22 protein-coding genes are annotated in these 26,107 nt (G+C 47.5%); 3 read left to right on the top strand and 19 right to left on the bottom strand.

The features are described from left to right. Position 1: 1 nt before the first annotated feature. The 5 genes from KFE96_RS14180 to KFE96_RS14200 form a co-directional block, all read right to left on the bottom strand. Positions 2–2,032 carry a hypothetical protein gene (locus KFE96_RS14180; protein WP_255833213.1) on the bottom strand — a complete coding sequence of 677 codons (2,031 nt, stop codon included), beginning with the start codon at positions 2,030–2,032 and terminating at the stop codon, positions 2–4. Positions 2,033–2,281: 249 nt separating this feature from the next. Further along, positions 2,282–3,571, bottom strand: a complete 1,290-nt coding sequence (locus KFE96_RS14185) for an adenylosuccinate synthase (protein ID WP_255833215.1) — start codon at positions 3,569–3,571, stop codon at positions 2,282–2,284. A 52-nt stretch (positions 3,572–3,623) separates the two neighbouring features. Next, the gene (locus KFE96_RS14190) at positions 3,624–4,799 is read right to left on the bottom strand and encodes an ATP phosphoribosyltransferase regulatory subunit (protein ID WP_255833216.1); all 1,176 of its coding nucleotides are present in this window, start codon (positions 4,797–4,799) and stop codon (positions 3,624–3,626) included. 32 nt (positions 4,800–4,831) lie between these two features. Next, complete coding sequence (gene serA, locus KFE96_RS14195; protein WP_255833217.1) at positions 4,832–6,409, bottom strand: phosphoglycerate dehydrogenase; 1,578 nt, start codon at positions 6,407–6,409, stop codon at positions 4,832–4,834. An 80-nt stretch (positions 6,410–6,489) separates the two neighbouring features. Further along, positions 6,490–7,650 (bottom strand): phosphoserine transaminase, encoded by a 1,161-nt coding sequence (locus KFE96_RS14200; protein ID WP_255833218.1) that lies wholly within the window; start codon positions 7,648–7,650, stop codon positions 6,490–6,492. A gap of 144 nt (positions 7,651–7,794) precedes the next feature. Between KFE96_RS14200 and KFE96_RS14205 the strand changes: the two genes are divergently transcribed. After that, complete coding sequence (locus KFE96_RS14205) at positions 7,795–8,442, top strand: EF-hand domain-containing protein (protein WP_255833219.1); 648 nt, start codon at positions 7,795–7,797, stop codon at positions 8,440–8,442. 101 nt (positions 8,443–8,543) lie between these two features. Then, positions 8,544–9,074, top strand: coding sequence for a hypothetical protein (locus KFE96_RS14210; protein WP_247016225.1), 531 nt, complete (start codon positions 8,544–8,546; stop codon positions 9,072–9,074). A gap of 12 nt (positions 9,075–9,086) precedes the next feature. On the opposite strand, the gene KFE96_RS14215 is transcribed toward KFE96_RS14210, so the two are convergent. The 11 genes from KFE96_RS14215 to pyrC all read right to left on the bottom strand — a co-directional run bounded on the left by KFE96_RS14215 (position 9,087) and on the right by pyrC (position 21,282). Then, positions 9,087–10,250, bottom strand: a complete 1,164-nt coding sequence (locus KFE96_RS14215; protein ID WP_255833220.1) for a serine hydrolase — start codon at positions 10,248–10,250, stop codon at positions 9,087–9,089. A gap of 21 nt (positions 10,251–10,271) precedes the next feature. Further along, positions 10,272–11,033, bottom strand: a complete 762-nt coding sequence (locus tag KFE96_RS14220) for an alpha/beta fold hydrolase (RefSeq protein WP_255833221.1) — start codon at positions 11,031–11,033, stop codon at positions 10,272–10,274. A 3-nt stretch (positions 11,034–11,036) separates the two neighbouring features. Then, positions 11,037–11,837 (bottom strand): bifunctional hydroxymethylpyrimidine kinase/phosphomethylpyrimidine kinase, encoded by an 801-nt coding sequence (thiD, locus tag KFE96_RS14225; protein WP_255833222.1) that lies wholly within the window; start codon positions 11,835–11,837, stop codon positions 11,037–11,039. Continuing rightward, positions 11,837–13,180, bottom strand: coding sequence for a phosphoglucosamine mutase (gene glmM, locus KFE96_RS14230; protein ID WP_255833223.1), 1,344 nt, complete (start codon positions 13,178–13,180; stop codon positions 11,837–11,839). The genes thiD and glmM overlap by 1 nt, the downstream gene beginning before the upstream one ends. Before the next feature lie 50 nt (positions 13,181–13,230). Further along, a complete protein-coding gene (gene folP / locus KFE96_RS14235; protein ID WP_255833224.1) occupies positions 13,231–14,358 on the bottom strand; it encodes a dihydropteroate synthase in 1,128 nt (375 codons plus the stop codon). Positions 14,359–14,364: 6 nt separating this feature from the next. Then, complete coding sequence (ftsH, locus tag KFE96_RS14240) at positions 14,365–16,275, bottom strand: ATP-dependent zinc metalloprotease FtsH (protein ID WP_255833225.1); 1,911 nt, start codon at positions 16,273–16,275, stop codon at positions 14,365–14,367. Positions 16,276–16,410: 135 nt separating this feature from the next. Next, positions 16,411–17,667, bottom strand: coding sequence for a tRNA lysidine(34) synthetase TilS (gene tilS, locus KFE96_RS14245; RefSeq protein WP_255833226.1), 1,257 nt, complete (start codon positions 17,665–17,667; stop codon positions 16,411–16,413). A 17-nt stretch (positions 17,668–17,684) separates the two neighbouring features. Next, entirely contained in the window at positions 17,685–18,554 is an 870-nt protein-coding gene (locus KFE96_RS14250; protein ID WP_255833227.1) for a tetratricopeptide repeat protein, read from the bottom strand. A gap of 109 nt (positions 18,555–18,663) precedes the next feature. After that, positions 18,664–19,206 carry an OmpA family protein gene (locus KFE96_RS14255; protein WP_255833228.1) on the bottom strand — a complete coding sequence of 181 codons (543 nt, stop codon included), beginning with the start codon at positions 19,204–19,206 and terminating at the stop codon, positions 18,664–18,666. Positions 19,207–19,406: 200 nt separating this feature from the next. Then, on the bottom strand, positions 19,407–20,045 hold the full coding sequence (locus KFE96_RS14260; protein WP_255833229.1) for a LysE family translocator: 639 nt from the start codon (positions 20,043–20,045) through the stop codon (positions 19,407–19,409). A gap of 133 nt (positions 20,046–20,178) precedes the next feature. After that, positions 20,179–21,282 carry a dihydroorotase gene (gene pyrC, locus KFE96_RS14265; RefSeq protein WP_255833230.1) on the bottom strand — a complete coding sequence of 368 codons (1,104 nt, stop codon included), beginning with the start codon at positions 21,280–21,282 and terminating at the stop codon, positions 20,179–20,181. Between the two features lie 196 nt (positions 21,283–21,478). Here pyrC and KFE96_RS14270 point away from each other — a divergent pair, with 196 nt between their 5' ends. Further along, positions 21,479–22,267 (top strand): folate-binding protein YgfZ, encoded by a 789-nt coding sequence (locus KFE96_RS14270; protein WP_255833231.1) that lies wholly within the window; start codon positions 21,479–21,481, stop codon positions 22,265–22,267. Here KFE96_RS14270 and KFE96_RS14275 read toward each other — a convergent pair. The 3 genes from KFE96_RS14275 to ppdK all read right to left on the bottom strand — a co-directional run bounded on the left by KFE96_RS14275 (position 22,264) and on the right by ppdK (position 26,033). Beyond that, positions 22,264–22,722 (bottom strand): PAS domain-containing protein, encoded by a 459-nt coding sequence (locus tag KFE96_RS14275; protein WP_255833233.1) that lies wholly within the window; start codon positions 22,720–22,722, stop codon positions 22,264–22,266. The two genes, KFE96_RS14270 and KFE96_RS14275, sit on opposite strands and share 4 nt — an antisense overlap. 67 nt (positions 22,723–22,789) lie before the next feature. After that, complete coding sequence (locus tag KFE96_RS14280; protein ID WP_247016253.1) at positions 22,790–23,182, bottom strand: hypothetical protein; 393 nt, start codon at positions 23,180–23,182, stop codon at positions 22,790–22,792. A 190-nt stretch (positions 23,183–23,372) separates the two neighbouring features. After that, positions 23,373–26,033 carry a pyruvate, phosphate dikinase gene (gene ppdK, locus KFE96_RS14285; RefSeq protein ID WP_255833234.1) on the bottom strand — a complete coding sequence of 887 codons (2,661 nt, stop codon included), beginning with the start codon at positions 26,031–26,033 and terminating at the stop codon, positions 23,373–23,375. Between the last annotated feature and the right edge of the window lie 74 nt (positions 26,034–26,107).

A 26,107-nucleotide genomic window follows, 5' to 3' on the forward strand; every position in this document is an offset into this window, starting at 1 on the left:
TCTACCTACCTCCAAAAAACGTAAAGAAACTGATCGTTACCAAACCAAAAAATGCAATCATACGAGCGGCCTGATAGCCACGCTTACGCGCCATGATATCTGTTGGCAAAATCTTACGCATCAACTTGTTTTTCTCACGCTCAAGCTTACGGACCACATTGGTCGCTTGAGAAAACTCTCTAGCATCAAGAGCTTGTGTTTGAGTAAGCTTGATATCCGAAATAAGTTTGGCAATATCGCCAGATTTCTTAAGCTTCTCAACAGCAGTCTGTACCTGCTCTCTTCGTTTTTTATTTTTGAGTTCACGGATAGAAGGTGCCAAGCCATCTACCAGTTTTTCACACAAGTGCGGCAACGCTTCTAACTTCAATCGTTTCTGCAACAAACCAAAGAAATCAGCTGTCAGTGTATTAAATTTAGCCGGATTACTCTGAGATGCTGCCAGATTATTAAACTCACGCTCAAGATCCGTACCATGCGCTGCACAAAAAGCGGCCACATGGCGGTCCAGTAAAATATTTTTACCGCCACCTACTGAAGAAAGCCTGTCAAGCGCCCTCATTAGCTGTGTTAAAGAACCAATCCAGACACTTTCAAAACGTGAACTAACACAAGGCATAATAGGATTGAGTTCATAAAGAACCCGCTCCATACCACGACCAAGTTGTTTGCTGGGGCCATGATCCAGCGCTTTTTTAATGCTAACAGATTGTACCGCAAAATTTGGATTTCGTTCCGCGACAATTTCAGTAAGCGAATTAAGGATTTTCGCATCAAATATCTCTGATGCCGAAGTCATTGTTTCTCGATCATCACGCGAGAAATATTCAGCAATCAAGCCAGGAAACCCGGAAATATTCAGCGCCATTCCTTTGTAGTAAACCGGGCCTGTTGGGTGCAGGAACGAACATACCCGTGACACCATGAAATGGTCATCTGACCTTGGTCCACCATATCCTTCTTCAGGTTTGACGTTGATTACCTTTTCCAAACGCTCTGTCATTATTTCATCACGAAGTGAAATCTGCGTCCATGCCGGAAAATCAATAGATTTTAAAAACTTGGCAGCATCAAGAGGGTTACGACCTAACGCATCAGCGAGCAACCGACGCTCCACATAAGCTACCCCCATAAAGGTAGTAGGCTTGTTCATTGTCCATGTGGTCATGGTTGTCCGTTTGGGTTTCCCAACCCCTTCAAACCAATCAAGAATATCTTCAGCACTCCAGCGTTCATCTAGCGCATCAGCCATCAATCCTTTGGTTAAAGACCCCAAAGCCCCAGGCATTTCCTGACCACCGGCCAATGCCCAGTATGACCCCTGATTTACCCGAGCCATCATCAGGCTGTCTCGACTACGATTTTTCAGTAGATCTTGCCCAAAGTACAAACACAGTAATGAAGCACCTAATTGGTAGAAATCAGCATTCACATCACCTTCACCGCGACAGCTTTGGTCAGCGAATGCTAGTTCGAGAGGCTCCAGTCCCGTCGGCAGTTTGTAACCGGCAGGAAAGCTATAGCTTTCTCCCAGCACAACTTCATCACTGCCAGGCTCGGCAAAGTACATGTTTGTTGGCGCAATATAACGGTGGACCAAACCGCGCTTATGCAGCTCAGCCAATGCCTTCAAGAGAGAAAGTACAACATTATGTCTAAGCTTATTCGGATTAAGCTCAGGATTTAATGTGCCATCAGGCGACAATAATGCGCCGCCTGTAGGTCTTTTAAAGATAGTTACAAGGCGCTGTTTACGCCCCTTAACATCAACATTCATTAAACCGCGATCAACCGGGTTTACCGCGTTCGCTATCGGTCGCGATTTTAAGCTTTTATAAAATTCATTCCTGATAGGTACAGTGGGGTGATGTACGAGCCCATACAAAGCAACGTTGGGCTTCTCTTTGTCTTTCACCTCAAAAGCCAAACCACCATGCGAATTAAATTCCAACAATGGGGCTTTGGCATTTAATACATACCTATCGCCAAATGCCGTCTGCCCAGACGGTACCGGCGTTTTCTCTCCACTCAAGCGTATTTCCTCTCACATCCGCTGTGGCTTATAAGCTGTACCCCAAACAACGTATAAGTAGATTATATCACTAAGGAATTGCGTTCTTGTAGATCAATCCAATTATTTCAACAACTCTCAAGCATTTGTCGGAACCCAGATCAATCCGCTTCCACTTACTATAAAAACACTAGTCGGGTTAATTTTTCCACAAAAAAAGCCGCCTAACCAATGGGTTAAACGGCTTTTTATTAAAAATCTAGGGTTTTTCTACTTAAAAGGGTCTTTTACAAGTATAGTATCATCACGCTCAGGACTTGTTGAAAGCAACGCCACAGGCACCCCGATAAGCTCTTCAATACGGCGGATATACTTCACTGCTTTTGCAGGAAGGTCTGCCCAGCTACGCGCACCAAATGTTGTTTCATTCCAACCTTCTAGCGTTTCATACACTGGCTCAATGTTCGCCTGATCTTCCATACCGTACGGTAGGTAATCAATTACTTCGCCATTATGCTTGTAGCCTACACAAACTTTAAGTTCTTCAAGGCCGTCCAGTACATCAAGCTTTGTAAGCGCGATACCAGTAACACCACCAACAGCAAGGCTCTGGCGAACAAGAACAGCGTCAAACCAACCACAGCGACGGCTACGACCTGTTACAGTACCAAACTCGTGGCCTTTTTCACCAAGGAATTGGCCAATTTCATTTTCCTGCTCTGTCGGGAATGGGCCGGAACCAACACGTGTTGTGTAGGCTTTAGTAATGCCAAGAACGTAATCTAGGCTATCAGGGCCAAGGCCTGTACCGCCAGCCGCCTGTCCAGCGATTGTGTTGGATGATGTAACAAACGGATATGTACCGTGATCAATATCAAGAAGTGTACCTTGCGCACCTTCAAACAGAATACGCTTACCTTCTTTTTCAGCGTCTTCAAGTGTACGCCATACATTGTTCATGTACGGAAGAATCTCACCCGCAATCTTCATAAGATCGTCAGTAATCTCTTTCGCATCGATTGCGTCGTGGCCAAGACCTTTGCGAAGAGCATTATGGTGCGTCAGCGCTACTTCAAGGCGCGCTTCCACAAGCTCACGAGACTGAAGATCGCAAATACGAAGTGCCCGGCGACCAACCTTATCTTCATAAGCTGGGCCAATACCACGGCGTGTTGTACCGATTTTAACACCCTTTGTTGCGTCTTCACGAAGCGCATCAAGCTCACGGTGATAAGGCATAATCAGCGTAGCGTTTGCAGCGATCTGAAGTGTTTTAGGGTTAATCTCAACTCCCTGACCACGAAGCGTATCGATCTCTTTGAGAAGCGCCCACGGGTCAACAACAACACCGTTACCAATAACACTTACTTTACCGCCACGTACGATACCTGATGGTAGTAGTGATAGCTTATAAACATTACCGTCGATCACAAGAGTATGGCCGGCATTATGACCACCTTGGAAACGTGCTACTACTTCTGCACGCTCACAGAGCCAATCAACAATTTTGCCCTTGCCTTCGTCGCCCCATTGGGTACCGACTACAACAACGTTGCCCATGCCAAATTCCCTTCAAATAAGATTTGCCTCTGCTTACATTCCACTGAGAGGCTTAAATAGCGCTGATTGCGCCTTTCGCATAAACGTGGCTACACCCTAGCCGAGCCGCTTCTTTCTCGAAATCTGACCCATCTGTCAAGCCCTGAATCGTTCTAAAGCCCTCTTCGCGCAATTTCTTGCCCTCAGATGCATCCGTTCCTTTTGGAAGGTAAACCCTGCTAACAGGCTGTAATGGCTCAACTGCACCCATCAAACTATCCAGATACACAGAAAAACCTGTTGCATCTTCTGCGTGCCCATCAGGATGAATAACCTGGTAGCGACCACCTCTTCCCAGCTCACTGGAACCACCTTTTGCGAATAAGGCGAAACCGATTCCCGTCTTATACTCAAAACCGTGGGTTTCGCATGGGTCGGCCGTAATCTGCATATCAGGCAGGCGCTCGCCAAGCATTTCAACAAGTGATGCAAGGCGTTTTACAAGCTTGCCAGCTTCTCCATTCAATTCGAGAGCAGAAAGGACCTCGACTGCATCTTCAGCAGGTCCTGCTGCCGAAAGCAGTTTTTCAAAAATCGCACGAGGCTCTGGCGCTAATTCCGCCAGCGCCCCAATATCCTTGGCATCAAGTGCTTCAAGAACATGATCTTTTACATTCAATTCTAGTCCAAAACCGTCGCAAAGCATCGCAGCAAGCGGTGCAATAGTTAGGTCAAGCGTGAGATCAGCAATTCCCACCGCCTCAAGAGCCTCAACAGAAATAGCGATCACTTCAAGTTCCGCATCGATTGCATCGCTGCCGACAAGCTCCACACCAGCCTGAATGAACTGGCGATCAGGCCTGATCTGGCTGCCTTTAGTGCGCAATACACTACCGGCATATGCCAGCCTGAGCGGGCGTGGGCTATCGGCAAGACGAGTAGCCGCAAGACGTGCCATCTGAATGGTCATATCCGCCCTTACAGCCATCATACGCTGTGTGTCCGGATCCATCAGGCGGAACATTTGCTTGCCTTTAGTGGCACCGGCACCAACAAGCAGGCTGTCTTCATATTCCACAACCGGGGGAGAAACCCTGTCATGACCATGAGAAAGGAAGGTGTCCACAAGTTTACGTACTAGTGTTGCTTCCTGCTCAGCCTTTGGTGCAAGCTGATCACGAAACCCTTCTGGCAACAATGCCTGACGGGCATATGCACTTCCCGCCACTTTCTTTGAAGGCCCATTCATGGGGTTACTCCCTAATGTTTAAACGAACGCCATTAAAAGTTAAGGCGTTTTGCCTGACGTACATGCGCAAGTGCAGCCAATTGGTCAAGCACTATATCCTTAAGTGGTTGGTCAACCGCAACTAATGCGACCGCCTCTTCGCCTTCAATACGGCGGCCAAGAGCAAATGTCGCTACGTTTACACCGTTATAACCAAGAAGTGACCCGAGGGCACCGATGAAGCCAGGTTTATCGTCATTCACGATATAGAGCATGCTAGGCGCAAGTTCTGCCTCAAGGCGTACACCATCCACATCCACAAGGCGCGGTGCACCGTTCGCAAACAGTGTGCCTGCAACAGTACGTTCACCACGATCTGTTTCAACGGTTAGGCGTACAAGGGTGTGATAGTCCCCTCCCCTGTCATGCTTCACTTCCGTGATTTGGATATTACGTTCTTTGGCAATAACAGGTGCGTTCACCATATTCACGCTGCTCATTAGCGGAGACAAAAGACCTTCAAGCATCACAGCACTTAATGGGTTCGTATTAAGTGTTGCCGCATGGCCTTCATATTCAATAACCACACGCTTGAGACCTGTTTCTGTAATCTGGCCAGCAAATGCACCAACCTGCTCAACCAACGCCATATAAGGCTTCAACTTCGGTGCTTCTTCTGCGGTGATAGACGGCATATTCAGTGCGTTTGTAACGCCGCCTGTCAGAAGGTAATCAGACATCTGTTCAGCAATCTGCAGTGCCACATTTACCTGCGCTTCAGAGGTAGAAGCCCCAAGGTGCGGTGTACAAATAACCTTTTCATGGCCAAAAAGTGGGTTTTCTTTAGCAGGTTCCACTTCAAACACATCAAGCGCCGCGCCAGCTACTTTACCAGCATCCAAAGCATCAAGAAGGGCTGGCTCGTCCACCAGACCACCACGGGCACAGTTTACAATGCGCACGCCGTCCTTCATCTTCTTGAAAGCGTCTTTACCCACAACACCACGTGTCTGATCAGTAAGCGGCGTGTGAAGACTGATAACATCCGCGCGCTCAAACAGTTCATCGAGTTCGACTTTTGTAATACCCAGATCAGCTGCACGCTCCACCGCCAGATACGGGTCAAACGCAATAACCTTCATCTTCAGACCAAGAGCCCGGTCCGCAACCACGGAACCAATATTACCACAACCAATAAGACCAAGTGTTTTGCCTGTAAGTTCCATTCCCATGAACTTAGACTTTTCCCACTTACCTTCATGAGTAGACGCATTTGCCTGCGGAATTTGGCGGCAAAGCGCCATCATCATACTGATTGCATGTTCTGCTGTCGTGATAGAGTTACCAAACGGCGTATTCATTACCACCACACCGTTGTTTGTCGCCTCAGGGACATCGATGTTATCCACACCAATACCAGCTCGGCCAATAACCTTAAGGTTCTTTGCGGCCTTCAATACATTAGGCGTTACCTTAGTGGCGGAACGGATAGCAAGGCCATCGTAATCGCCGATAATTTCAATCAGCTCTTCTTTGCTCAGACCCGGCTTGAAATCAACTTCAACACCGCGCTCTTTGAATGTTTGCTCCGCAAGTGGGCTCATTTTGTCAGAAATCAGTACCTTAGGCATGATCCAACCCTTTCATAAAATCTCAAATCATTTGTTTGGGAAAGGCCGAGTGTCCCGACCTTGATCAGTCTAGGTGCCGATTATTCGGCAAATGAAGCTTTCACTTCCGCATAGGCCCAATCGAGCCACTCGGTAAGAATAGCAAGATCGGAAGCATCGACAGTTGCACCTGCCCAGATACGCAGGCCCGGAGGTGCATCACGGTATGCGCCAATATCAAAAGCCACACCTTCTTCATCCAGAAGAGCTGCGAGCTTCTTCGGCACTGCCGCTTGCGCCTCGGCATCCAGGCCTGCAAGCCAAGGATCTTTAACCTTCAGGCAAACTGAGGTGTTGGAGATCGTTGCTGCATCTTCCGCAAGCAGCGCCGCCCAATCAGATGTTTCCACCCAATCTGCAATGGCTTTAAGATTGGCTTCAGAACGCGCAATCAAACCTTTAAGACCACCAAGACCATCCGCCCATTCAAGCGCATCAATATAATCTTCCACACACAGCATGGATGGTGTGTTGATTGTGGCACCGGTGAAGATACCTTCAATCAGTTTTCCACCTTTCGTAAGGCGGAAAATTTTTGGCATAGGCCACGCAGGTGTATAGCTCTCAAGGCGTTCAACAGCACGCGGGGAGAGAATAAGCACGCCGTGTGCACCCTCACCGCCCAGCACTTTCTGCCAGCTATAAGTGGTTACATCCAATTTGTCCCACGGTAGATCCATGGCGAATGCTGCCGACGTGGCATCACAAATTGTCAGGCCTTCACGGTCATCCTTGATCCAGTCAGCATTCGGAACTTTCACACCGGATGTTGTGCCATTCCATGTGAACACGACATCGCGGTCAGTATCTACTGCGCCAAGATCAGGGAGTTTGCCGTAATCGGCTTCAAAAATTCTTACATCATCAAGCTTAAGCTGCTTGGAAACATCGGTTATCCAGCCCTTACCAAAGCTTTCCCACGCGAGCATATCAACACCGCGTGCACCGAGAAGCGACCATAATGCAGCTTCAACTGCACCAGTATCAGACGCAGGCATAATGCCAATGCGGTAATCATCTGGTACACCAAGGATTTCACGAGTTTTTTCTAACGCATACGCGAGCCGAGCTTTACCGGGCTTAGAACGATGTGAACGCCCAAGAAGAGCGTTTTTAAGAACATCCTGTGTCCAACCAGGACGTTTAGCGCACGGACCAGAGCTAAACTCCGGACGCACGGGTGCCTTTAGTGGCTTTGTCATGTCTCTAACCTTCCAGTTAGTTGCGCCTCGTTGGGGAGGCGTGTCCCAATACAAGTGCTGACCTCGCAGACAACTGCTTCCCAGTTGGGGGAAGTACCAAGGCCGGAGATATGTGAAATATTAGGAATAGTCAACTAAGTATTTTTGAAAGATTTAAGAAGTTTTCTTGCAGTTAGTCAAAACAGCTTTGGAAACAAAGGGATTCTATTTCTGCGCCGTATCACTGAACGGGCCAACAATAACGTAAATCAGATTAAAGGCTTCAAGATGCCACGTTCAGTGACTTTACCCGTAATAATCTCCACCGCTCTCGTAATCACCGCCTGTTCAAGCAAAAACGAACGGCCTGACAAACAGCAACACACCAGAAACATTGAAAGCCGGTATCAAGAATTTATACAGCGCTGGGATTTAGACACAGATGGTCTCGTCACCTGCAAAGATACTGTTAAGAAAAACAAAGCTCTATTTACACAGTTGGATTTGGATAAAAACCTGACCGTCACCCGCCGGGAGTTCGGTGAAATCATGTTTCATGATAAAAGCTACCGTTTCATCCCCTTTGAACAAATAGATAACAATGCTGACGGAGTAATCAGCAAAGCGGAATTTGCGAACACCCCAAATCATATCTTCACCCGTTTCGATAAAGACGGAAACTGCAATGTCTCAAAACAAGAGTTCGCCATTGCCGCTAAAGAAATCGCATCAGAGAGACGACGCAGTAAGGGGCAAGGCAGAAGACCTGGAGGAAAAGGCGGTGGCCGCGGCAAGCCTCAAGGCACATTTTAACCACACTTAATCGTTAGAGCAGGATGATTGTAAATACTGTTGACACACCCGCAGGTTTCCTGCTCCATTCATGGAAGTGATTAATTATATGGTTGGCAACTGTGCATAAAAACAAGCTGTTCATTTCAATTTCTACCGCCTGCATTCTTCTTGGTGCTTGCAGCAAAAAGGATATTGATCCAATTACCCAAATCCCACCTGCACGGGCGGAACAGATTTACAACCGTGTTGTTCGCGAGTGGGATGAGAATAAAGACGGCAAAGCCAGCTGCGAAGATGTCGCTGTTCGCCGAAGAGCTTTGTTTAAAGTCGTAGATGCAGATAAAAGCGGTGATCTATGGCCTGGTGAATACCGTTTAGCCAAATTTGAAGATCGTTCTTTCCATTTCTTTGAGTTCCCTAAAGCAGATGTGGACGAATCTGGCCGTATCGAACTTGATGAATTTATCGCTATTCCACCAAGCCGTTTCCAAGGCTTTGATGCTGACAGTGATTGTCTGATTTCGAAGGAAGAAGCTCTACGCGCTGAAATTGCTGCCATCAGAAGTGGGGAAAGACGTCGTTCTGCTAAATCAGAAAAGAATAAGAAGAACGACGAAAAAGTAGAAGAACTGCTCCCTATTCCTGATTAGGAAGCAGTTATATTATCTAGCTGTGGCTGTATTTGCGGCCACTTGTGCTGTCCGGTGCACATCTTTTGCAAACTCTGCCCAGAATTCAGCGCCCAACTGATCAATTGAGCGTGTTTCCGCATTCATGAGCATCACATGGCCTACACCGTGTTTCTTTGAAAAGCCCACAAGACTGCGGAAACCGGCAACACCGCCTGCGTGAAGAACAATTTCTTCACCGCCAATCTGGTAAATTCGCCAGCCATAACCATAATGCGCATCTTCAAGCACTGGCCGCCAAACGCGTTTGTTCATCTCGCGTTTGGTACGTATGCGCTTAGCTGTCACCATATTCAGAACTTCTTCACTAAGCACATCTGTGTTTGAGCCCATATGTGCCCGAACCCATTTAGCCAAATCAGTGATACTTGCATTCACACCGGCCGCGGGTGCCACATTATAGTAATTCTCTTTTACCCGGCTTCGGTACCACCCTTTACGTGTAAGAACATGTGGCTCCGCCCGGTTTGATGTTTTAAGGAAGCCTTGCAAGCCAAGAGAAGCAGTTTCCATATTAAGTGGCTTTAGGATACGTTCCTCAACAAGCGCTTCATAGGGTTTACCTGTTCGCTTCTCAATCACTGGCTCGATGAAACTGAAAACAATATTCTGATAACCGTAACAGTTCCCAGGCTTACAAATAGGTTTCAGCCTTTTAAAGCGCGGAATAATTTTCTGAAGAGACCAGCCATCCTCTAGCATGTTGTCATATGCATTAGGCGTAAGCCCTGTGCTGTGGCTCAGCAGGTGGTCAATCGTGAGCTTTTCCGCGTGCCCCGGCGTCTTGAGCTTGAAGTTAGGCACATACATGGAAACTTTATCGTCCCACGAAAGTTTGCCTTCCGCTACCAAAAGTGCTGTTAAATCCGCAGCAAAGGTTTTGGAAACAGATGCCAGACGGAAAACTGTATTGCTATCAACAGGGTTTTGTGTGCCAAGACTGCGCCTGCCGTAACCCTTGGATTTAACAATTTTGCCGTCTTTAATAATCGCGTAAGCAGCCCCCGGTACTTTATGCTTCTTCACAGCAGCCCGGAATTTACTATCAAAATCAGTAATAGCATCAGCTGATACCGCCGATGTGGCAGTTCCCACCAATAGTGCTAAAGCCGAAATATGATTAACAATTTTCCCCACAAACTTTCTCATATACGTCGATCAACTACTCAAAAACCTAATAACAGCACGTGCGAACATATCCGGCTTTTCTGCATGAAGCCAATGTCCTGTATTTTCTATTGTGCGAACAGCAGCTTGTGGAAACAAGCTTAAAATTGCATCACGGTGTTCCGCCTGCACATATTCTGAATTTCCACCGCGCATAAACAGCACTGGCTTTTCAAACGGTCCGCCATGCATTGCCGCTGCAATGTTATGATACTCATCAACAATTGCCCGAAGGTTCACACGCCATGCCCATGTACCTTCTTCTGTTCTGCGCCAATTCGTAAGGAGGAATGAAAGAACCGCAGGCTCACTTTCATAAGCCATTAAAATTTCTTCAGCACCTTTGCGAGATTGTGGGCTCTGCTCAGCCACTTCCTGCATACCTTTGAGGATACTATCGTGATGCGCACCGTATTTTACTGGTGCAATATCACCCACAATCAGCTTCTTAACACGGTCAGGATAGGAAAGTGCAAGTTGCATAGCGGCTTTGCCGCCCATTGAATGCCCGAGCACATAAGCTTCACTGATGCCTTCCTTGTCCATCACACGGATAACATCCTCAGCCATTTCAGAATAACTCATACCGCCATCGTGCGGGCTGCGACCATGGTTGCGCATATCAACAGAGATAACTTGGTACTGTTCTTCAAATAATCGCGCGATACCACCAAGATTATCCGCTGATCCGAACAAGCCGTGCAATAGCAATAATGGTTCGCCCTCGCCTCTTATTCTGTAGAAAAGATCCATACTCTAACTCCGAACATAGGCATGACCGAGAGGCCCATGCCCGGCACCTAACTGAGGGGCCATTTTAATAGCATCATAAACAAAGGAATGTGCCGCGAAAAAGGCATCCTCTACGGCTTCACCTTTTGAAAGTTCTGCAGCCATAACACTTGCAAACGTACAGCCCGTGCCGTGGGTATGACGTGTATCAATTTTTTCCGCTTCGGCTAAATATTCATCGCCGTCTGCAGTTACCAGTAAATCGGTTAACTTATCAACTTTAAGGTGCCCACCTTTCATACAAACCGAACGTGCACCAAGCTCTAGAATTTTTTCGGCGGCTTTACGCATATCGTCAACACCACCGATTTTCATATCCGCCAGCACTTCTGCTTCAGGGATATTAGGAGTTACTACCGTCGCACGAGGCAGTAGCTCGGCCTTCATTGCTTCAACTGCTTCAGCCTTTAAAAGTCGGTCCCCGGATGTTGCCACCATCACTGGGTCCACCACCAATTGGCCTTTATAGGCTTCATCAGCAAGAGAGATCGTCACCGCATTAATAAGACCTGCATCATGAAGCATACCTGTTTTCAGGCAATCTGCGCCAATATCAGACAGTACAGATTTAATCTGCGCTTTCACGAAATCGGGATCAATGGGCAACACATCCGTTACACCGAGTGTATTTTGAACGGTTAGCGCCGTAATAGCTGATGCTGCATATGCTCCCATCATGGTCACAGCTTTAATATCTGCCTGAATTCCAGCACCACCAGATGGGTCCGAACCCGCAATAATTAAAACTCGACCATTTTGCGGCATTATACTGCAGCCTCAACTTCACGGCAGATGCTATCAACAACCTGCTCTACAAGTTGGGCATCGTCACCTTCTGCCATCACGCGTACAAGGGGTTCCGTGCCTGACTTACGGATAACAAGGCGTCCAGAACCGTTCAAACGCGCTTCTGCATCAGCGATACTTGCTTTCACATTATCGGCCTCTAGTGGATCACCACCACTGTAGCGAACATTCTTTAGAAGCTGAGGCACTCGATCAAACTGTTTACAGGCTTTGGAAGCCTTGAGGCCAGACTGTTTGATCTCTGTCATTACCTGTAAGGCAGATACAAGCCCATCGCCCGTTGTACAGAAATCACTGAGCACCACATGACCAGATTGTTCACCGCCAACATTAAAGCCGGATTTACGCATTTCTTCGACAACATACCGGTCACCAACTTTGGTACGCGCCAGCATTAGACCTTCAGATTCCAGAAGGCGTTCAAGACCAAGGTTTGACATAACCGTAGCAACAAGCCCACTTCCTTTCAGAATACCGCGCTTGTGCCAGTTACGGGTGATAAGTGCCATAATCTGATCACCATCAATGATCTCGCCATTTTCGTCACAAAGGATCAAACGGTCTGCATCACCGTCCAGAGCAATACCAAGATCGGCTCCTTCTGCGACAACCCGTTTACACATTTCTTCAGGGTGCGTAGAGCCACACTTTTCATTAATATTAAAACCGTCAGGGCGAACACCCATTGCAATAACTTCTGCGCCCAATTCCCACAACACGGTTGGCGCTACCTTATAGGCCGCACCATTTGCACAATCGACAACAACTTTAAGTCCTTCAAAACGTACACCAGCCGGAACAGTCGCTTTAGCAAACTCCACATAACGACCTCTAGCATCCTCGAGCCGCTGCGCGCTCCCGAGCCGTTCCGCAGGCACCAATACATCATTGGTTTCGCCGTCAATGATGCTTTCGATTTCCAGCTCTTGTTCATCACACAGCTTGAAGCCGTCAGGGCCAAAGAATTTAATACCATTATCATAATGAGGGTTATGGCTCGCTGAGATCATCACGCCTAGATCAGCCCGCAGAGACTTCACCAGCATAGCAACTGCCGGGGTTGGCATTGGGCCAACCATAATCACATCCATACCTGCAGCTACAAAACCTGAGGCAAGTGCCGGTTCGAGCATATAACCGGAACGGCGGGTATCCTTACCAATTACCACCCGGTGTACATGGTCACCGCGGCGGAAAACCCGGCCCGCCGCCAAACCAATTTTCAGTGCCATATCAGGTGTTAATGCACCTTGATTGACTGTTCCTCGAATACCATCCGTACCAAAATATTTACGGCTCATTGAGTGTCCTCAAATCAATAAATTAAAATTTCAGAGTGATTCTAACAGCATCAATTCATTGCGTCTAGAATTGCTGCATCTTTGAAGGCCTGAACCATAGCAAGGGCCTGTTTTGTTTCAGCCACATCATGCACACGCACGATTTGAGCCCCTAATTCCGAGGCTTTCATTGCTGCTGCCAAAGAACCCGGCATACGCTTTGAAGCATCTTCCTCGCCAGAGATCGCACCAATAAAACTTTTGCGGGATGCGCCAAAAAGAATGGGAAGACCAAGTGCGTGAAGAAGCGGTAAACCATTAATCAAGGCTATATTATCCTGCACCATTCGCTTCCCAAAGCCGATACCGGGGTCAAGGATCAAACGGCTACGATCTATCCCTGCATGCTCACAGATACGAACCCGTTCTTCCAGATAATCATACACATCAAGAAGTGTGTCAGAATATGTTGGATTATCCTGCATGGTCTTTGGATCACCCTGCGAATGCATCAAAATAATCGGCGCGCCTGATTTCGCAGCTACACGAAGGCTTTCACCATCATAGGAAAGCGCCGTCACATCATTGATGATATGAGCGCCTGCCTCGGTTGCTTTTTCCATTACAAAAGAATGCCGCGTATCAATGGAAAGCAGAATGCCGTCAGCCTGCAAAGCTTCAATCACAGGCACTACACGATCAGCTTCTTCACCTTCCCAGACAGGATTAGCGCCCGGCCGTGTGCTTTCACCACCGATATCAATGATATCCGCACCTTCAGCAATGAGCTTTCTTGCATGCCGAACTGCAGCGTCAGGGTCGATGAACTTCCCACCATCAGAAAAACTATCTGGCGTTACATTGAGCACACCCATAATGCGCGGACGCGTGTAAGCCAGCGTTTTATCTGTATTCGGGATTTGAAGTGGCGCGCGAGGCGTTTGATAATTACGTAGTTGTTTAGTGATCTCGTCTGCCACATATTCTGGCAGCGCAGGCAGAGTATCTTTCAAATCACTATATGAAAGACGAATATCACAAAGCTTGTTCCCCTCTTCACGAGCAATGACACGAAAACCAGCGATCATCATGCCAGTTCCCGCAAACGGGCAAGCGTTTTCATCCCCATAAACGAAACCAGCGGGTACGAGATAAATTCTCGCCCCGCCGGACAGATTTTTCAAAAGCTCAATGCTCACTGAAGCTTAGCCTTCAGGCTGAGGTTCGCCGTGGCTTGCGCCAGTTGTTGGAACACCTGTTGAAGCAGCCGGTGGCACAGTAGGTGTGTTGTCCGGTTTCTTCGGCGCCTGACGAATTTCTTCACCATTGATCAGTGCTTTAAGTTCGTCACCAGTCAATGTTTCATATTCAAGAAGAGCTTCACCAATCAAGTTCAATTGATCCCGGTTTTCGGTCAAGATTTTCCTTGCCCGCTCATAGCCTTCATCCACGAAGCGCTTAATTTCTGAATCAATAAGCATGGCTGTCTCTTCAGAAATATTTTTCTGCTGCGAAACAGAATGACCAAGGAAAACTTCCTGTTCATTTGCCGCCAACTGGATTGGGCCAAGTTTATCAGACATACCCCACTGGGTAACCATTTTACGGGCGAGATCAGTAGCACTTTGAATATCACCAGAAGCGCCTGAAGAAACTTCGTCATACCCAAACACGATTTCCTCAGCAACACGTCCGCCCATAGCCATAGCCAAATGGTCATGCATTTTCTGGCGGCGGAAACTGTATTCATCTCGCTCTGGCAAGCTCATAACCATACCAAGAGCACGCCCACGCGGAATAATTGTTGCCTTATGGATCGGATCCAGATGTGTACAGTGAAGCGATACCAAAGCATGCCCACCTTCATGGTAAGCTGTCATGGTTTTTTCTTCTTCCGTCATCACCATAGAACGACGTTCAGCACCCATCATAACCTTGTCTTTTGCGTCTTCAAATTCCTGCATAGCAACAATTTTCTTACCGCGACGAGCCGCAAGAAGCGCTGCCTCGTTCACAAGGTTCATAAGGTCAGCACCCGAGAAACCTGGTGTGCCACGTGCAATTGTGTTCACATTCACATCTGGTGCAAGCGGCACCTTCTTGATGTGAACACCAAGGATTTTCTCACGGCCGTCAATATCAGGGTTCGGTACAACAACCTGACGGTCAAAACGGCCTGGACGAAGAAGCGCAGGATCAAGTACATCAGGGCGGTTTGTTGCCGCTACGATGATAATACCTTCATTGGCTTCAAAACCATCCATTTCAACAAGAAGCTGGTTCAGTGTCTGCTCGCGCTCATCGTTACCGCCACCAAGACCTGCGCCACGATGGCGACCTACAGCATCGATTTCATCGATAAAGATGATACATGGCGCGTTTTTCTTCGCCTGTTCGAACATATCGCGTACACGGCTTGCACCAACACCCACGAACATTTCTACGAAATCAGAACCTGAGATCGTGAAAAATGGAACATTCGCTTCGCCAGCAATTGCACGAGCAAGAAGTGTTTTACCAGTGCCTGGAGGGCCCACAAGAAGCGCACCCTTAGGAATTTTACCGCCAAGGCGCTGGAACTTCTGCGGATCTTTAAGAAAATCAACGATCTCCTCAAGTTCTTCCTGAGCTTCTTCAATACCAGCAACATCTTCAAAGGTTACGCGGCCTTGCTTTTCTGTAAGCAAGCGTGCACGGCTTTTACCAAAGCCCATGGCACCACCGCCACCGCCTTTGCCCTGCATCTGGCGCATGAAGAAGATCCAGATACCAATGATCAGAAGGAAAGGAAGCACAGAGATAAGCATACTTGTGAAGATGCTTTGCTCTTCCTTGATTTCTTTCACATCAACACTGTGTTCCTGAAGCGTATCATAAAGCTTCGGGTAGAAAACCGGCTTCACAGCTGTTTTCAGCTCGCCACTAGCGCCTCTGAAGGAGATTGTTTGCCCGGTAATTTCTGCGCTTTTAACCTGGCCGTTCTCAACTTCAGTAAGGAACTGAGAAAAACTAACTTCCTGAGAGCGACCTGCGCCACCTTGGAAAGCCTGGAAAAGCACTATAAGACCAAGGATAATCGCGCCCCAGACCAGTGCATTTCTCGTCAAACCATTCACTTTACTGCCTTTCCTATGCTGTCATGCCTTCTTATAATTTTCCGGCATACTGCGAGCCTTCAGGCCCGACTTTAAGAATACTCTTACAAATAAGCTCAAAAGCCCACTCTACAAGGGCTTATATATACTAAACCGTCACTTTTTATCCAAAATATTTCGCTTCAACGAAATTCGAATATCCGCATTTTCCAAATCATCATAGCCCAACTCTGGAACCAGCCGCAAATTATCCCCCCGATAAACTGCAGGCCAGGCAAGCAAAGCCTGCCGCGGAACTGAAACTTGATCAAAGCCTAGATGGTTTTCCTTCAGAAAACGTAAACCCGCTTCACCCAGTTTTCCAATAGTTAGCCCCGCAATATCACCCTTCGCTGTAAAAGAAAACCTGTTATCCCAGTTTCCTTCAGGTAACAAAGGTTTGATCGTTTCAATCTGCCTTTGCTCTCGGCAGATAAGTATTTTGCCATCCTTCTGTGGCACAAACTGGGCACCTGAAAGCGTCGCACCATTAAAGTCAGAAGAACCCAGTTCAATTTTCAGCCGGCAAAGTCTTTCGTATCTAGGGCCATATATCTGCCCACCAATGAACATGCAGACACGTGATAATCCACGAAGTACAATTTCGTCAGGTGCTGTATCAAGAGCTTTCAAGTCCAGGAAAGCAAACCCAAACCGTTCTGAAAGAGCCGCCCTCAACCACTGGCCTTCATAAAATGATAAAGCATCCTGCGCTTGCTGCATTCTATGAACAGTATCCACAAGCCGGTCTGTATTAAGACCGTCAAGTGGCGGCTTCTCAAGCATAGCACGCGCTTTCGCACGGCCATATTTTTCAGATTGATTGCTAGGGTCTTCGATCCATTCAATCTTTTGCTCGTTAAGATACTCTACGAGTTCTGCCTTCGCATAGTTCAGTAAAGGCCGAATAAGTTTAACGCCGTTATCCAATTGTCTGGACGCTTTCATACCAGAAAGGCCGTATACTCCGCTCCCCCTTGCCAAGCGCAGCAGAAAGGTTTCCGCTTGATCATCTTTGTGATGAGCGACCGCCAGAAATGGGTATCCGTGCCTCCGGCACCATGTCTCCATAAGAGCATAACGGGCTTCTCGGGCTTCCGCCTGTATGTTCCCCTCGGGCTTATCTCCTTCCCAGGTAAGGATTGTATGCGGCACCCCTAGCCTCTCACATAAAGAAGCGACATAACACGCTTCATCCCGAGCTTCCTTACGCAAGCCGTGATCTACCGTAAGGACAGTAACATCGAAATGCCTGTAACTTAAATAAAGAAGCGCAAGGCTATCCGCTCCTCCAGAAACGGCAATAGCCAGCTTGGCACCCTTTTCGATACCAAGCTGGCTATAGTTTTCGATAATATTGTTCTGGTTTACCATACGTAAAAATACGGCCTTTAATTACAGCGCGCTTGCTCCGCTAATCTTGAAGCACGCGTTTTCAAACGCCCGGAGGCTTTATCTTCTACGCGGCGGAATTCCAGCAGCGCATTACAGGCATCACCCGCACTATCCAATTTGATAAGTACGTCAGCCAAATCCACAAGCGCTTCGGCGCGTTTATTGTGATTGGGATGTTCCTCAATCAAAGCAAGAAAGTTCTGCGCGGCATTAGCGTTTTTACCCTGTTGCAAATAAATACGCCCAAGCCAAAACTTAGCATTCCCAACAAGCGGGTTACCTGCATTCACTTCCATGAACTTCTCCATAGCGATCTGACCACTATCAAGGTCATTCTTCCGGATAAAGTTGAAAGCATAATCATATTGGGCCGCGGCATCGCCGTCAGGAAGTTCAATAACAACAGCAGGCTCTGTTACAGCCGCCACTTCCGGTGTGGCAGCGGCAGGGGCTTCTTCCGTCGAGGCTGATGGTAAAGCATTTGATGCACCGACAGGCTGCTGTGTTGCTGCCTTAGCAATATCAGCACGTTGCAAAGCCATTTCCTGCTGAACAAGTTCCAGCGTTTGAGAAAGCTGGCGCTGTCTATACTCAAATTCTTCCATACGGCCAGTGAGACGGCGGATTTGTTCTTCCAGTGTACCCATTCTTGCAGAAATATCTGCAATCACGCGGTTACCACCAGCCTGAGCTGGAGCAACACCATCTGGTGTTTCACCGAGACGAACCTGAAGTGCACGAATTTTACGCTCAAGCACTTCAATACGAGCACTATTAACACTGTTAGACTGCGCCTGCACTTCTACCGAACCAAAAATGCTAGTCGCACCAATTATACAAGAAAGGGCAAAGGCTTTAACCGTCATTTAAACTCTCCTCAGCGCCATCATACAAAGAATTACGTTTATAAAAAGACAGCCCCGCCCCGGAAATCCGGGCACGGGGCTCTTATTCATTACGCCGTTAATTTAGTTCTTAGCGGAACTTAACAACGCCGCGACGGTTTTTCGCGAAATCACCTGGCGCTACTGGGCGCTCTTTACCGTAGCTGATTGTTTCCATGCGTGTTGCAGGAACACCAAGTGCTACAAGGTAATTTTTAACCGCTGTTGCACGGCGTTCACCTAGCGCAAGGTTATATTCGCGTGTACCACGCTCATCGCAGTGACCTTCAATACGAACACGAACACCACGGTTGTGGTTTAGCCATTCAGCTTGCTTTGCTAGAATGCCGCGTGCTGCTGAAGAAAGTTCTGAACTGTCATACGCAAAAAGAACACGATCAGCACCAGCAAATTCTTCGAAACCTTCTGGAGTTGCATTATTAAGTGGATCAGCAACAATCTCTGTATTGTTCACCGCATCAGGACGACCGCCATTATCTGTAGTCGTATCTACTGTCTCAGTAGGTGCCTGTGTTGATGTATCAACAAAGTCATCATCTTTTTTGGAACAAGCTGCAAGAACTAGAGCTGCAGCCGAAATAAGTGCGATATTCTTGCCCAGGCGTAAGGACATAATTGTTGCTCCCTCCAATGGATCGGGTTCCCCCATGGAATAAAATACTAAAAGCCGCTCCCTACCCGTATATACATGGAGAGAAGCTCATTTGAAGGCACTATAGAACGCGTTTTCTAAGTTATCAAGCGGTGAAAAGTTGGCAAATGCTTGTTTATTCGTGAATTTTCCGTGAAATGGATTTTAGTTTATTATCCTAGTCACGGCAAAAGGACACTCCCGAGAGTGACGAGAGCAAATAAGCCAATGACAGCGGCAGACACATGATTGATCTTCACAAGAAGCTTATCATTAATTTTCTCTCGGAATTTCTGGGCCATAACCACCAATATTGCCCACCATGCCGCAGCGCCTAAGAATACACCTGAAGTGAGCATAATAGCATTCATATTCAGCCACCAGCTTTCAGCATTTCCCAGACTACCAAGGCCCGCAAGGGTATAAAGCCCAACAAATCCGAGGAAAACACCGGGGTTTGTAAGTGTTAAAACGAGGGAACCAAACATTCCTCGCTTAACACCACCCTGTTTCGGCGTACGGTCAATATGCGGATGGGCTTTCCAGATACGGTAAGCAAAGACAAGCATGATAATGCCGCCCACAATCTTGAGCGACATTTCATGTTCTTCGATCATATCGAAAATTGCATTCAATCCAAAAGCTGCGAGTGCAGCATAAAATGCATCACCAAAAGCACCCCCAAGCCCAATAAAAAAGCCATCTGACGCTTTTCCAAAAAGCGCCCGGCGTAGCACGATAATATTAATGGGACCAACAGGCGCAGAAAGCGCAATACCGAACCCTAATCCCCAAAGTAGATATCCGATAGGCTCCATCATAAATGCTTACGCGCTTTCAGTTCTTTCTTGGAAACGAATCGATTGCTTTCTTGCAACATCAACTAATCCACTTTCAAACGGCGCTTTTTACCATAAACAATAGGGCTAACCGATGCTGATAATACAAATAATATTATTCGAAATTGCCATCAACAAAACCAGCAAACCGCCACGCCAAGGTTTCACCAGCGTGGAAAGGAATAATCTCCGTACCATCAGCTTCAATAGCTGTAACTGCAATATTATCCGATCTTTCAAGAACAATTTTACGTTCATTCACTGGAAGCCCATAAAATTTCGGGCCATTCAAAGAAGAAAAAGCTTCCAATTTATCCAAAGCGCCCTCTTCCTCAAAAGTTTTTGCATAACTTTCCATGGCATAAGGTGCATTAAATACACCAGCGCAACCGCATGAAGTTTCCTTACTTGCCACCACATGTGGCGCAGAATCTGTACCAAGGAAAAACTTAGCAGAACCGGATGTAGCTGCACGCCTAAGTGCCAGCCTATGCTTTTCCCTCTTTATAATTGGAAGGCAATAGAAATGAGGTTTTATACCACCGACCAACATTGCATTGCGGTTATATTCAAGGTGTTGCGGTGTAATGGTTGCGGCAACATTCACACCCGCGCTTTCAACAAATTCAGCCGCTTCTTGAGTTGTAATATGTTCAAATACTACCTTAAGCGCAGGAAAATCTGCAATGACATGCACCATTGTACGCTCAATAAACACCGCTTCGCGGTCAAACACATCAATGTCGTGATCAGTTACCTCGCCGTGAACTAATAACGGCATGCCAATGCGTTGCATCACTTCAAGTACAGGGTATATGTTTTTAATATCCGTAACACCGTGTGCCGAATTTGTTGTGGCGTTCGCTGGGTATAATTTACAAGCCGTAAACACACCCTTAGCAAAACCATTTTCCACTTCAGCGGCTTTAATAGAATCTGTTAAATAGCATGTCATCAAAGGTGTGAAATCCACGCCTTCTGGTGTTGCAGCGATAATCCGGTTTCGGTAATCCTCTGCAGCACTTATTGTACTTACCGGAGGTGATAAGTTTGGCATAACAATCGCCCGGGCAAATTGCCGTGCCGTATATGGTACTACAGCCTGCAGCATTGCATCATCACGCAAGTGCACATGCCAATCATCCGGCTGGCGCATCACCAAGCGGTCCAGAGAATTACTATTATTAGTTTGGGCAGTATCAGACTGTGACAAATTCATGATTGTAACTTCGCTAAAATAACAGAATGCTCATGAAGGTTGTTGTAACCAGATTGCCCTTCATTTACAACTTGAAACCTATAGTTAAATAGCCATTTATCATGCGAACAATAAGAAGCTGTACAGGCTTAACCAACCCTAGTCTCATTTATGAATAATATCCGTTCAGATACCGCCTAAACAGGAAGCCCTAACCATGACTACAGAAATACTTGAGCTTAAGAACCGTGCTGTTATTCGCATTTCAGGTCCTGACGCAAAAGAGTTTTTAAATGGGTTGGTGACGAACGATGTAACTCAGGCAAGCGATACACAAGCAGTTTATGCAGCGCTTTTAACCCCGCAAGGCAAGTTTTTTTACGATATGCTCATTACGCAAGGCAGCGAAGGGCTTTTACTTGATATTGAAGCCAAAACCAAAGCTGATCTGTTACGCCGTTTAATGATGTACAAGCTCAGGGCGCAAGTGGAAATAACAGAAACAGACCTGAAGGTATGGGCCCTATTCGGTGGTGAAGCTGATACGGGTACTTCTTTTCAAGATCCGCGACATAAAGCCTTACACAAGCGCGTTCTGGCAAACACAAACCCTGCGGCAGGTGCAAATGATTTACCGTATTTAAAATATGAAGAGCGCCGTATCCGCCACGGTATACCTGATGGCAGTAGAGATATTCTTACAGAAAAATACTTCTGGCTTGAAACAAATGCTGAAGCGCTGAACGGTGTATCTTTCAGCAAAGGCTGTTATGTGGGGCAGGAACTGACCGCACGGATGAAGCACCGTACAACACTGAAGAAAATGATTGTCCCTGTGGAATTGACAAGTGGCACGTTTGAAACAGGCGATGCAATTACAACAGCTGATGGCAGTAAAGCTGGTGAGATCAGAACGCATTCTGGTGATTATGCTCTCGCCTACCTGAAACTTGAGCACCGGGAAGCAGAGTTGAAAACTGAAGGAGCTACTTTCAGAGCTCTTTAGATTGGGGCAATGACAACAATTATCTTGTTGAGCAGGCCATCATCATCCTGGAAGCCAAAAACACCGCGATACACTTCCTTAAACTGCTTATCGGCAATAGGGAGTGTATTCTGCGAAAAGAGAGGCCCTTCCCCTCTTTCAACAATACGGAATTCTTCAAGGCGCTGTTCGGTAGCTTCAGGTGGCAGATCATCCCCTAGAAACTTACCTTCATACTTCACACCGAAAAGTGTCTCGCACCCGGAGCCACTGATTTTGTAAAAAAACTGCCCATCTGGCTGCTTTTCAAGCATCAAAACCCACGGCAACACCTCTGCAATACTCATAGGTGAGAAATCAGCCCATTTCACGAGGCTACCTGAGACAAGCTTGCTTTCCCAGAAGGCCCGAAAAAGGCTAACGGGGTGCTCACTTGGAATTTCTTCCGATGGGATATGTTTAAAATAAGGAACCATGTGCCTCTCAATATACGTTAGTAGGCAGTCTTAATTGAGAAAAGTTGACAGAGTTTTAAATGCGGCTTTACGCCACACGTATATCTTGAGGGGCTACTACCGCTACAATGCGGGAAACGGGATTATCTTCACCAGAAAAACCAAAAAGACCGCGGTAAACAGTTTTATGCGCTTTTTCCGCGTATGGTAGCGATGCCTGGCTCAACTTAGGCGCGCCACCTGCCTCAACTTCCTGAAATTCACGAGTTACCCGCTCAAAAAAATCGTCGGGGAGTGTATTAGTACCCAATAACTCACCCTGCAAATCAAGCCCAAAAAGCTGCTCAACACTCGTACCCGCAAACTTATAGCGATACCGCTGGCCGAATTCTTTCTCAAACACCATCATCCACGGAACAATCCCGGGGTGATTGTTTGCCTTAAAAGTCGTCCATAAGGGAAAACCCTCGTCAGCTTTCAAACCAGTCCACAACTGGTGAAATTTGCCGACAGGATGAGACGCGGGGATTTGGTCTATTGTTAGATACTCTATCCTGGTCAAGGTCTTTACGCCCATATTTATTGTTGGCGCGTACCATAAGGATATATGACCATTTTTGTAAACAAAAAGCCCCACCGAAGTGAGGCTTTTCAATCATTGCGATAAGGTTTTAACCTTTAAGAGCAGCTTGCGCTGCAGCAAGGCGTGCAATCGGCACCCGGAACGGTGAGCAAGATACATAATCCAGCCCCACACCGTGGCAGAATTCCACCGATGCAGGGTCGCCGCCATGCTCGCCACAAATACCGAGCTTAAGGTTTTCTTTGGTTGAACGCCCACGCTCAGCACCAAGTTTTACAAGCTCACCAACACCGTCCTGGTCGATAGACACAAACGGGTCCTGTGCGAAGATATCTTTCTTCACATATTCATCAAGGAAACGACCCGCATCATCACGACTGATACCAATAGCTGTCTGTGTAAGGTCATTTGTACCGAAGGAGAAGAAATCAGCAGAGTTTGCAATCTTCGCCGCCTGAAGTGCCGCGCGCGGCAGCTCAATCATTGTACCAACGAGATAATCAACTGATTTACCTTTTTCAGCGAACACTTCACCAGCCACCGCTTCAACACGCTCACGCAGCATCGCCAGTTCTTTCTCCGTCGCCACAAGCGGGATCATAATCTCTGGTACAACAGTTTCTCCTGTATCGCCTTCAACTTCGATCGCAGCTTCGAAAATAGCCCGTGCCTGCATCTCGTAAATCTCAGGGTATGTGATACCAAGACGGCAACCACGGTGGCCCAGCATTGGGTTAAATTCATGCAGGTCAGACGCACGGCGCTTAAGGACAGTCGCGTCCACACCCATTGCATCAGCTACGTCCGCAAATTCGTTTTCCTCACGCGGCATGAATTCATGCAGTGGCGGGTCAAGTAAGCGAATTGTTACTGGCAGACCGTGCATAATCTTGAAGATTTCAACAAAATCACCACGCTGCATCGGCAGCAGCTTCGCAAGCGCTTCCTTGCGGCCACGCAGGTCTTCCGCAAGGATCATCTGGCGAACAGCAACAATACGCTCCCCTTCAAAGAACATATGCTCTGTGCGGCAAAGGCCAATGCCTTCTGCACCAAACTCACGCGCTGTGGAGGTATCATTTGGTGTATCAGCGTTTGTACGAACCTTAAGCGTACGGTGTGCATCTGCCCACGTCATAAGTTTTGCAAAATCGCCAGAAAGTTCAGGCTGGAGAGTTTTCACTTCACCCACCATCACTTCACCAGAACCACCATCAATCGTGATAATATCGCCAGCTTTAATCTCACGGCCCATGCAGGTCATTACACCGGCTTTGCCGTCAATACGGAGCTGACCAGCACCAGATACACAAGCCCGGCCCATACCGCGCGCAACCACAGCTGCGTGGCTTGTCATGCCGCCCCGTGCAGTAAGAATACCGCGCGCCGCATGCATGCCGTGAATATCTTCCGGTGATGTTTCCACACGGCAAAGGATCACATCCTCACCGTTCTTGGCCATTGCCTCTGCTTCATCACTATCGAACACTACTTTACCAGAAGCAGCGCCCGGGGATGCAGGCAGGCCTCGTGTGTAAATATCGCGCGGTGCATCTGGGTCAAGCGTTGGGTGTAGAAGCTGATCAAGAGATGCTGGCTCAACCCGCATCACCGCTGTTTTTTCGTCAATCAGGCCTTCTTCAACCATTTCGACAGCAATCTTCAGCGCAGCTTTCGCCGTGCGCTTACCGCTGCGAGTTTGAAGCATCCAAAGTTTGCCGCGCTGCACTGTGAACTCAATGTCCTGCATATCGCGGTAATGCTTCTCAAGCTTCTCGAACACATCAGCAAGCTGACCGTATACCTCTGGCATACTTTCTTCCATGGAAGGCTTGTCATTACCTGCATCAACACGTGCTTTTTTCGTTAGGTTCTGCGGTGTACGGATACCCGCCACAACATCTTCACCCTGCGCGTTAATCAGATACTCACCATAATATTCGTTTGTGCCGTCTGATGGATCACGGGTGAAAGCAACACCTGTCGCAGATGTTTCACCCATGTTACCAAACACCATTGCCTGCACGTTTACGGCTGTACCCCATTCCTCAGGGATATTATTGAGCTTGCGGTAAACCTTCGCACGTTCAATGCGCCAGCTGCCGAATACTGCATTAATAGCGCCCCAAAGCTGCTCTTTCACATCCTGCGGGAATGGTTTGCCAAGCTCTTCTTCAGTTTTTGCCTTAAACGCAGCCGCAAGTTCTTTCCAGTCGTCTGCATCCAGATCCGTATCCAGATCAACGCCTTTTTCTTCCTTGTGGATATCAATCAGTTCTTCAAAGTGATAGTGATCAACACCAAGAACTACATCGGAATACATCTGGATAAAGCGGCGGTAGCTGTCCCATGCGAAACGTGGGTTTTCACTGTTGGCAGCCAAGCCCTGCACTGTTTCGTCATTCAAGCCGAGGTTGAGAACCGTATCCATCATACCCGGCATGGAAACCCGTGCGCCAGACCGAACAGAAACAAGAAGCGGGTTTGAAGCATCGCCAAATTTGGCGCCTACGCTAGCTTCAATTTGTGCGATCGCGGCATCAAGCTCACCTTCAAGCTCTGCCGGATAGCTATGACCATTATCATAATAATATGTGCAGACTTCAGTTGTGATGGTAAGGCCAGGAGGAACCGGCAAGCCGAGAGAGGCCATCTCAGCAAGGTTAGCACCTTTTCCACCTAGTAGATTTTTCATGTCGGCACGGCCTTCCGCCGCACCATCACCGAAGCTATAAACCCATTTGGTCATTTAAAGCAGTCCTTAGTCGCGTATCCCATTATCCCTTTGGAATACGCCTATAGTACTTTAGGGCCTGCTTATTA

It is taken from the genome of Kordiimonas sp. SCSIO 12603 (genome assembly GCF_024398035.1).
In the GTDB taxonomy this organism is placed as follows: Bacteria; Pseudomonadota; Alphaproteobacteria; order Sphingomonadales; family Kordiimonadaceae; genus Kordiimonas.

Bases quoted from the DNA above. Each gene is read 5' to 3' on its own strand.
- KFE96_RS14185 (WP_255833215.1), bottom strand. From the start codon at position 3,571: ATGGGCAACGTTGTTGTAGTCGGTACCCAATGGGGCGACGAAGGCAAG.
- KFE96_RS14190 (WP_255833216.1), bottom strand. From the start codon at position 4,799: ATGAATGGGCCTTCAAAGAAAGTGGCGGGAAGTGCATATGCCCGTCAG.
- serA (WP_255833217.1), bottom strand. From the start codon at position 6,409: ATGCCTAAGGTACTGATTTCTGACAAAATGAGCCCACTTGCGGAGCAA.
- KFE96_RS14200 (WP_255833218.1), bottom strand. From the start codon at position 7,650: ATGACAAAGCCACTAAAGGCACCCGTGCGTCCGGAGTTTAGCTCTGGT.
- KFE96_RS14220 (WP_255833221.1), bottom strand. From the start codon at position 11,033: ATGGATCTTTTCTACAGAATAAGAGGCGAGGGCGAACCATTATTGCTA.
- thiD (WP_255833222.1), bottom strand. From the start codon at position 11,837: ATGCCGCAAAATGGTCGAGTTTTAATTATTGCGGGTTCGGACCCATCT.
- glmM (WP_255833223.1), bottom strand. From the start codon at position 13,180: ATGAGCCGTAAATATTTTGGTACGGATGGTATTCGAGGAACAGTCAAT.
- tilS (WP_255833226.1), bottom strand. From the start codon at position 17,667: ATGGTAAACCAGAACAATATTATCGAAAACTATAGCCAGCTTGGTATC.
- KFE96_RS14250 (WP_255833227.1), bottom strand. From the start codon at position 18,554: ATGACGGTTAAAGCCTTTGCCCTTTCTTGTATAATTGGTGCGACTAGC.
- KFE96_RS14255 (WP_255833228.1), bottom strand. From the start codon at position 19,206: ATGTCCTTACGCCTGGGCAAGAATATCGCACTTATTTCGGCTGCAGCT.
- KFE96_RS14260 (WP_255833229.1), bottom strand. From the start codon at position 20,045: ATGATGGAGCCTATCGGATATCTACTTTGGGGATTAGGGTTCGGTATT.
- pyrC (WP_255833230.1), bottom strand. From the start codon at position 21,282: ATGAATTTGTCACAGTCTGATACTGCCCAAACTAATAATAGTAATTCT.
- KFE96_RS14270 (WP_255833231.1), top strand. From the start codon at position 21,479: ATGACTACAGAAATACTTGAGCTTAAGAACCGTGCTGTTATTCGCATT.
- KFE96_RS14275 (WP_255833233.1), bottom strand. From the start codon at position 22,722: ATGGTTCCTTATTTTAAACATATCCCATCGGAAGAAATTCCAAGTGAG.
- ppdK (WP_255833234.1), bottom strand. From the start codon at position 26,033: ATGACCAAATGGGTTTATAGCTTCGGTGATGGTGCGGCGGAAGGCCGT.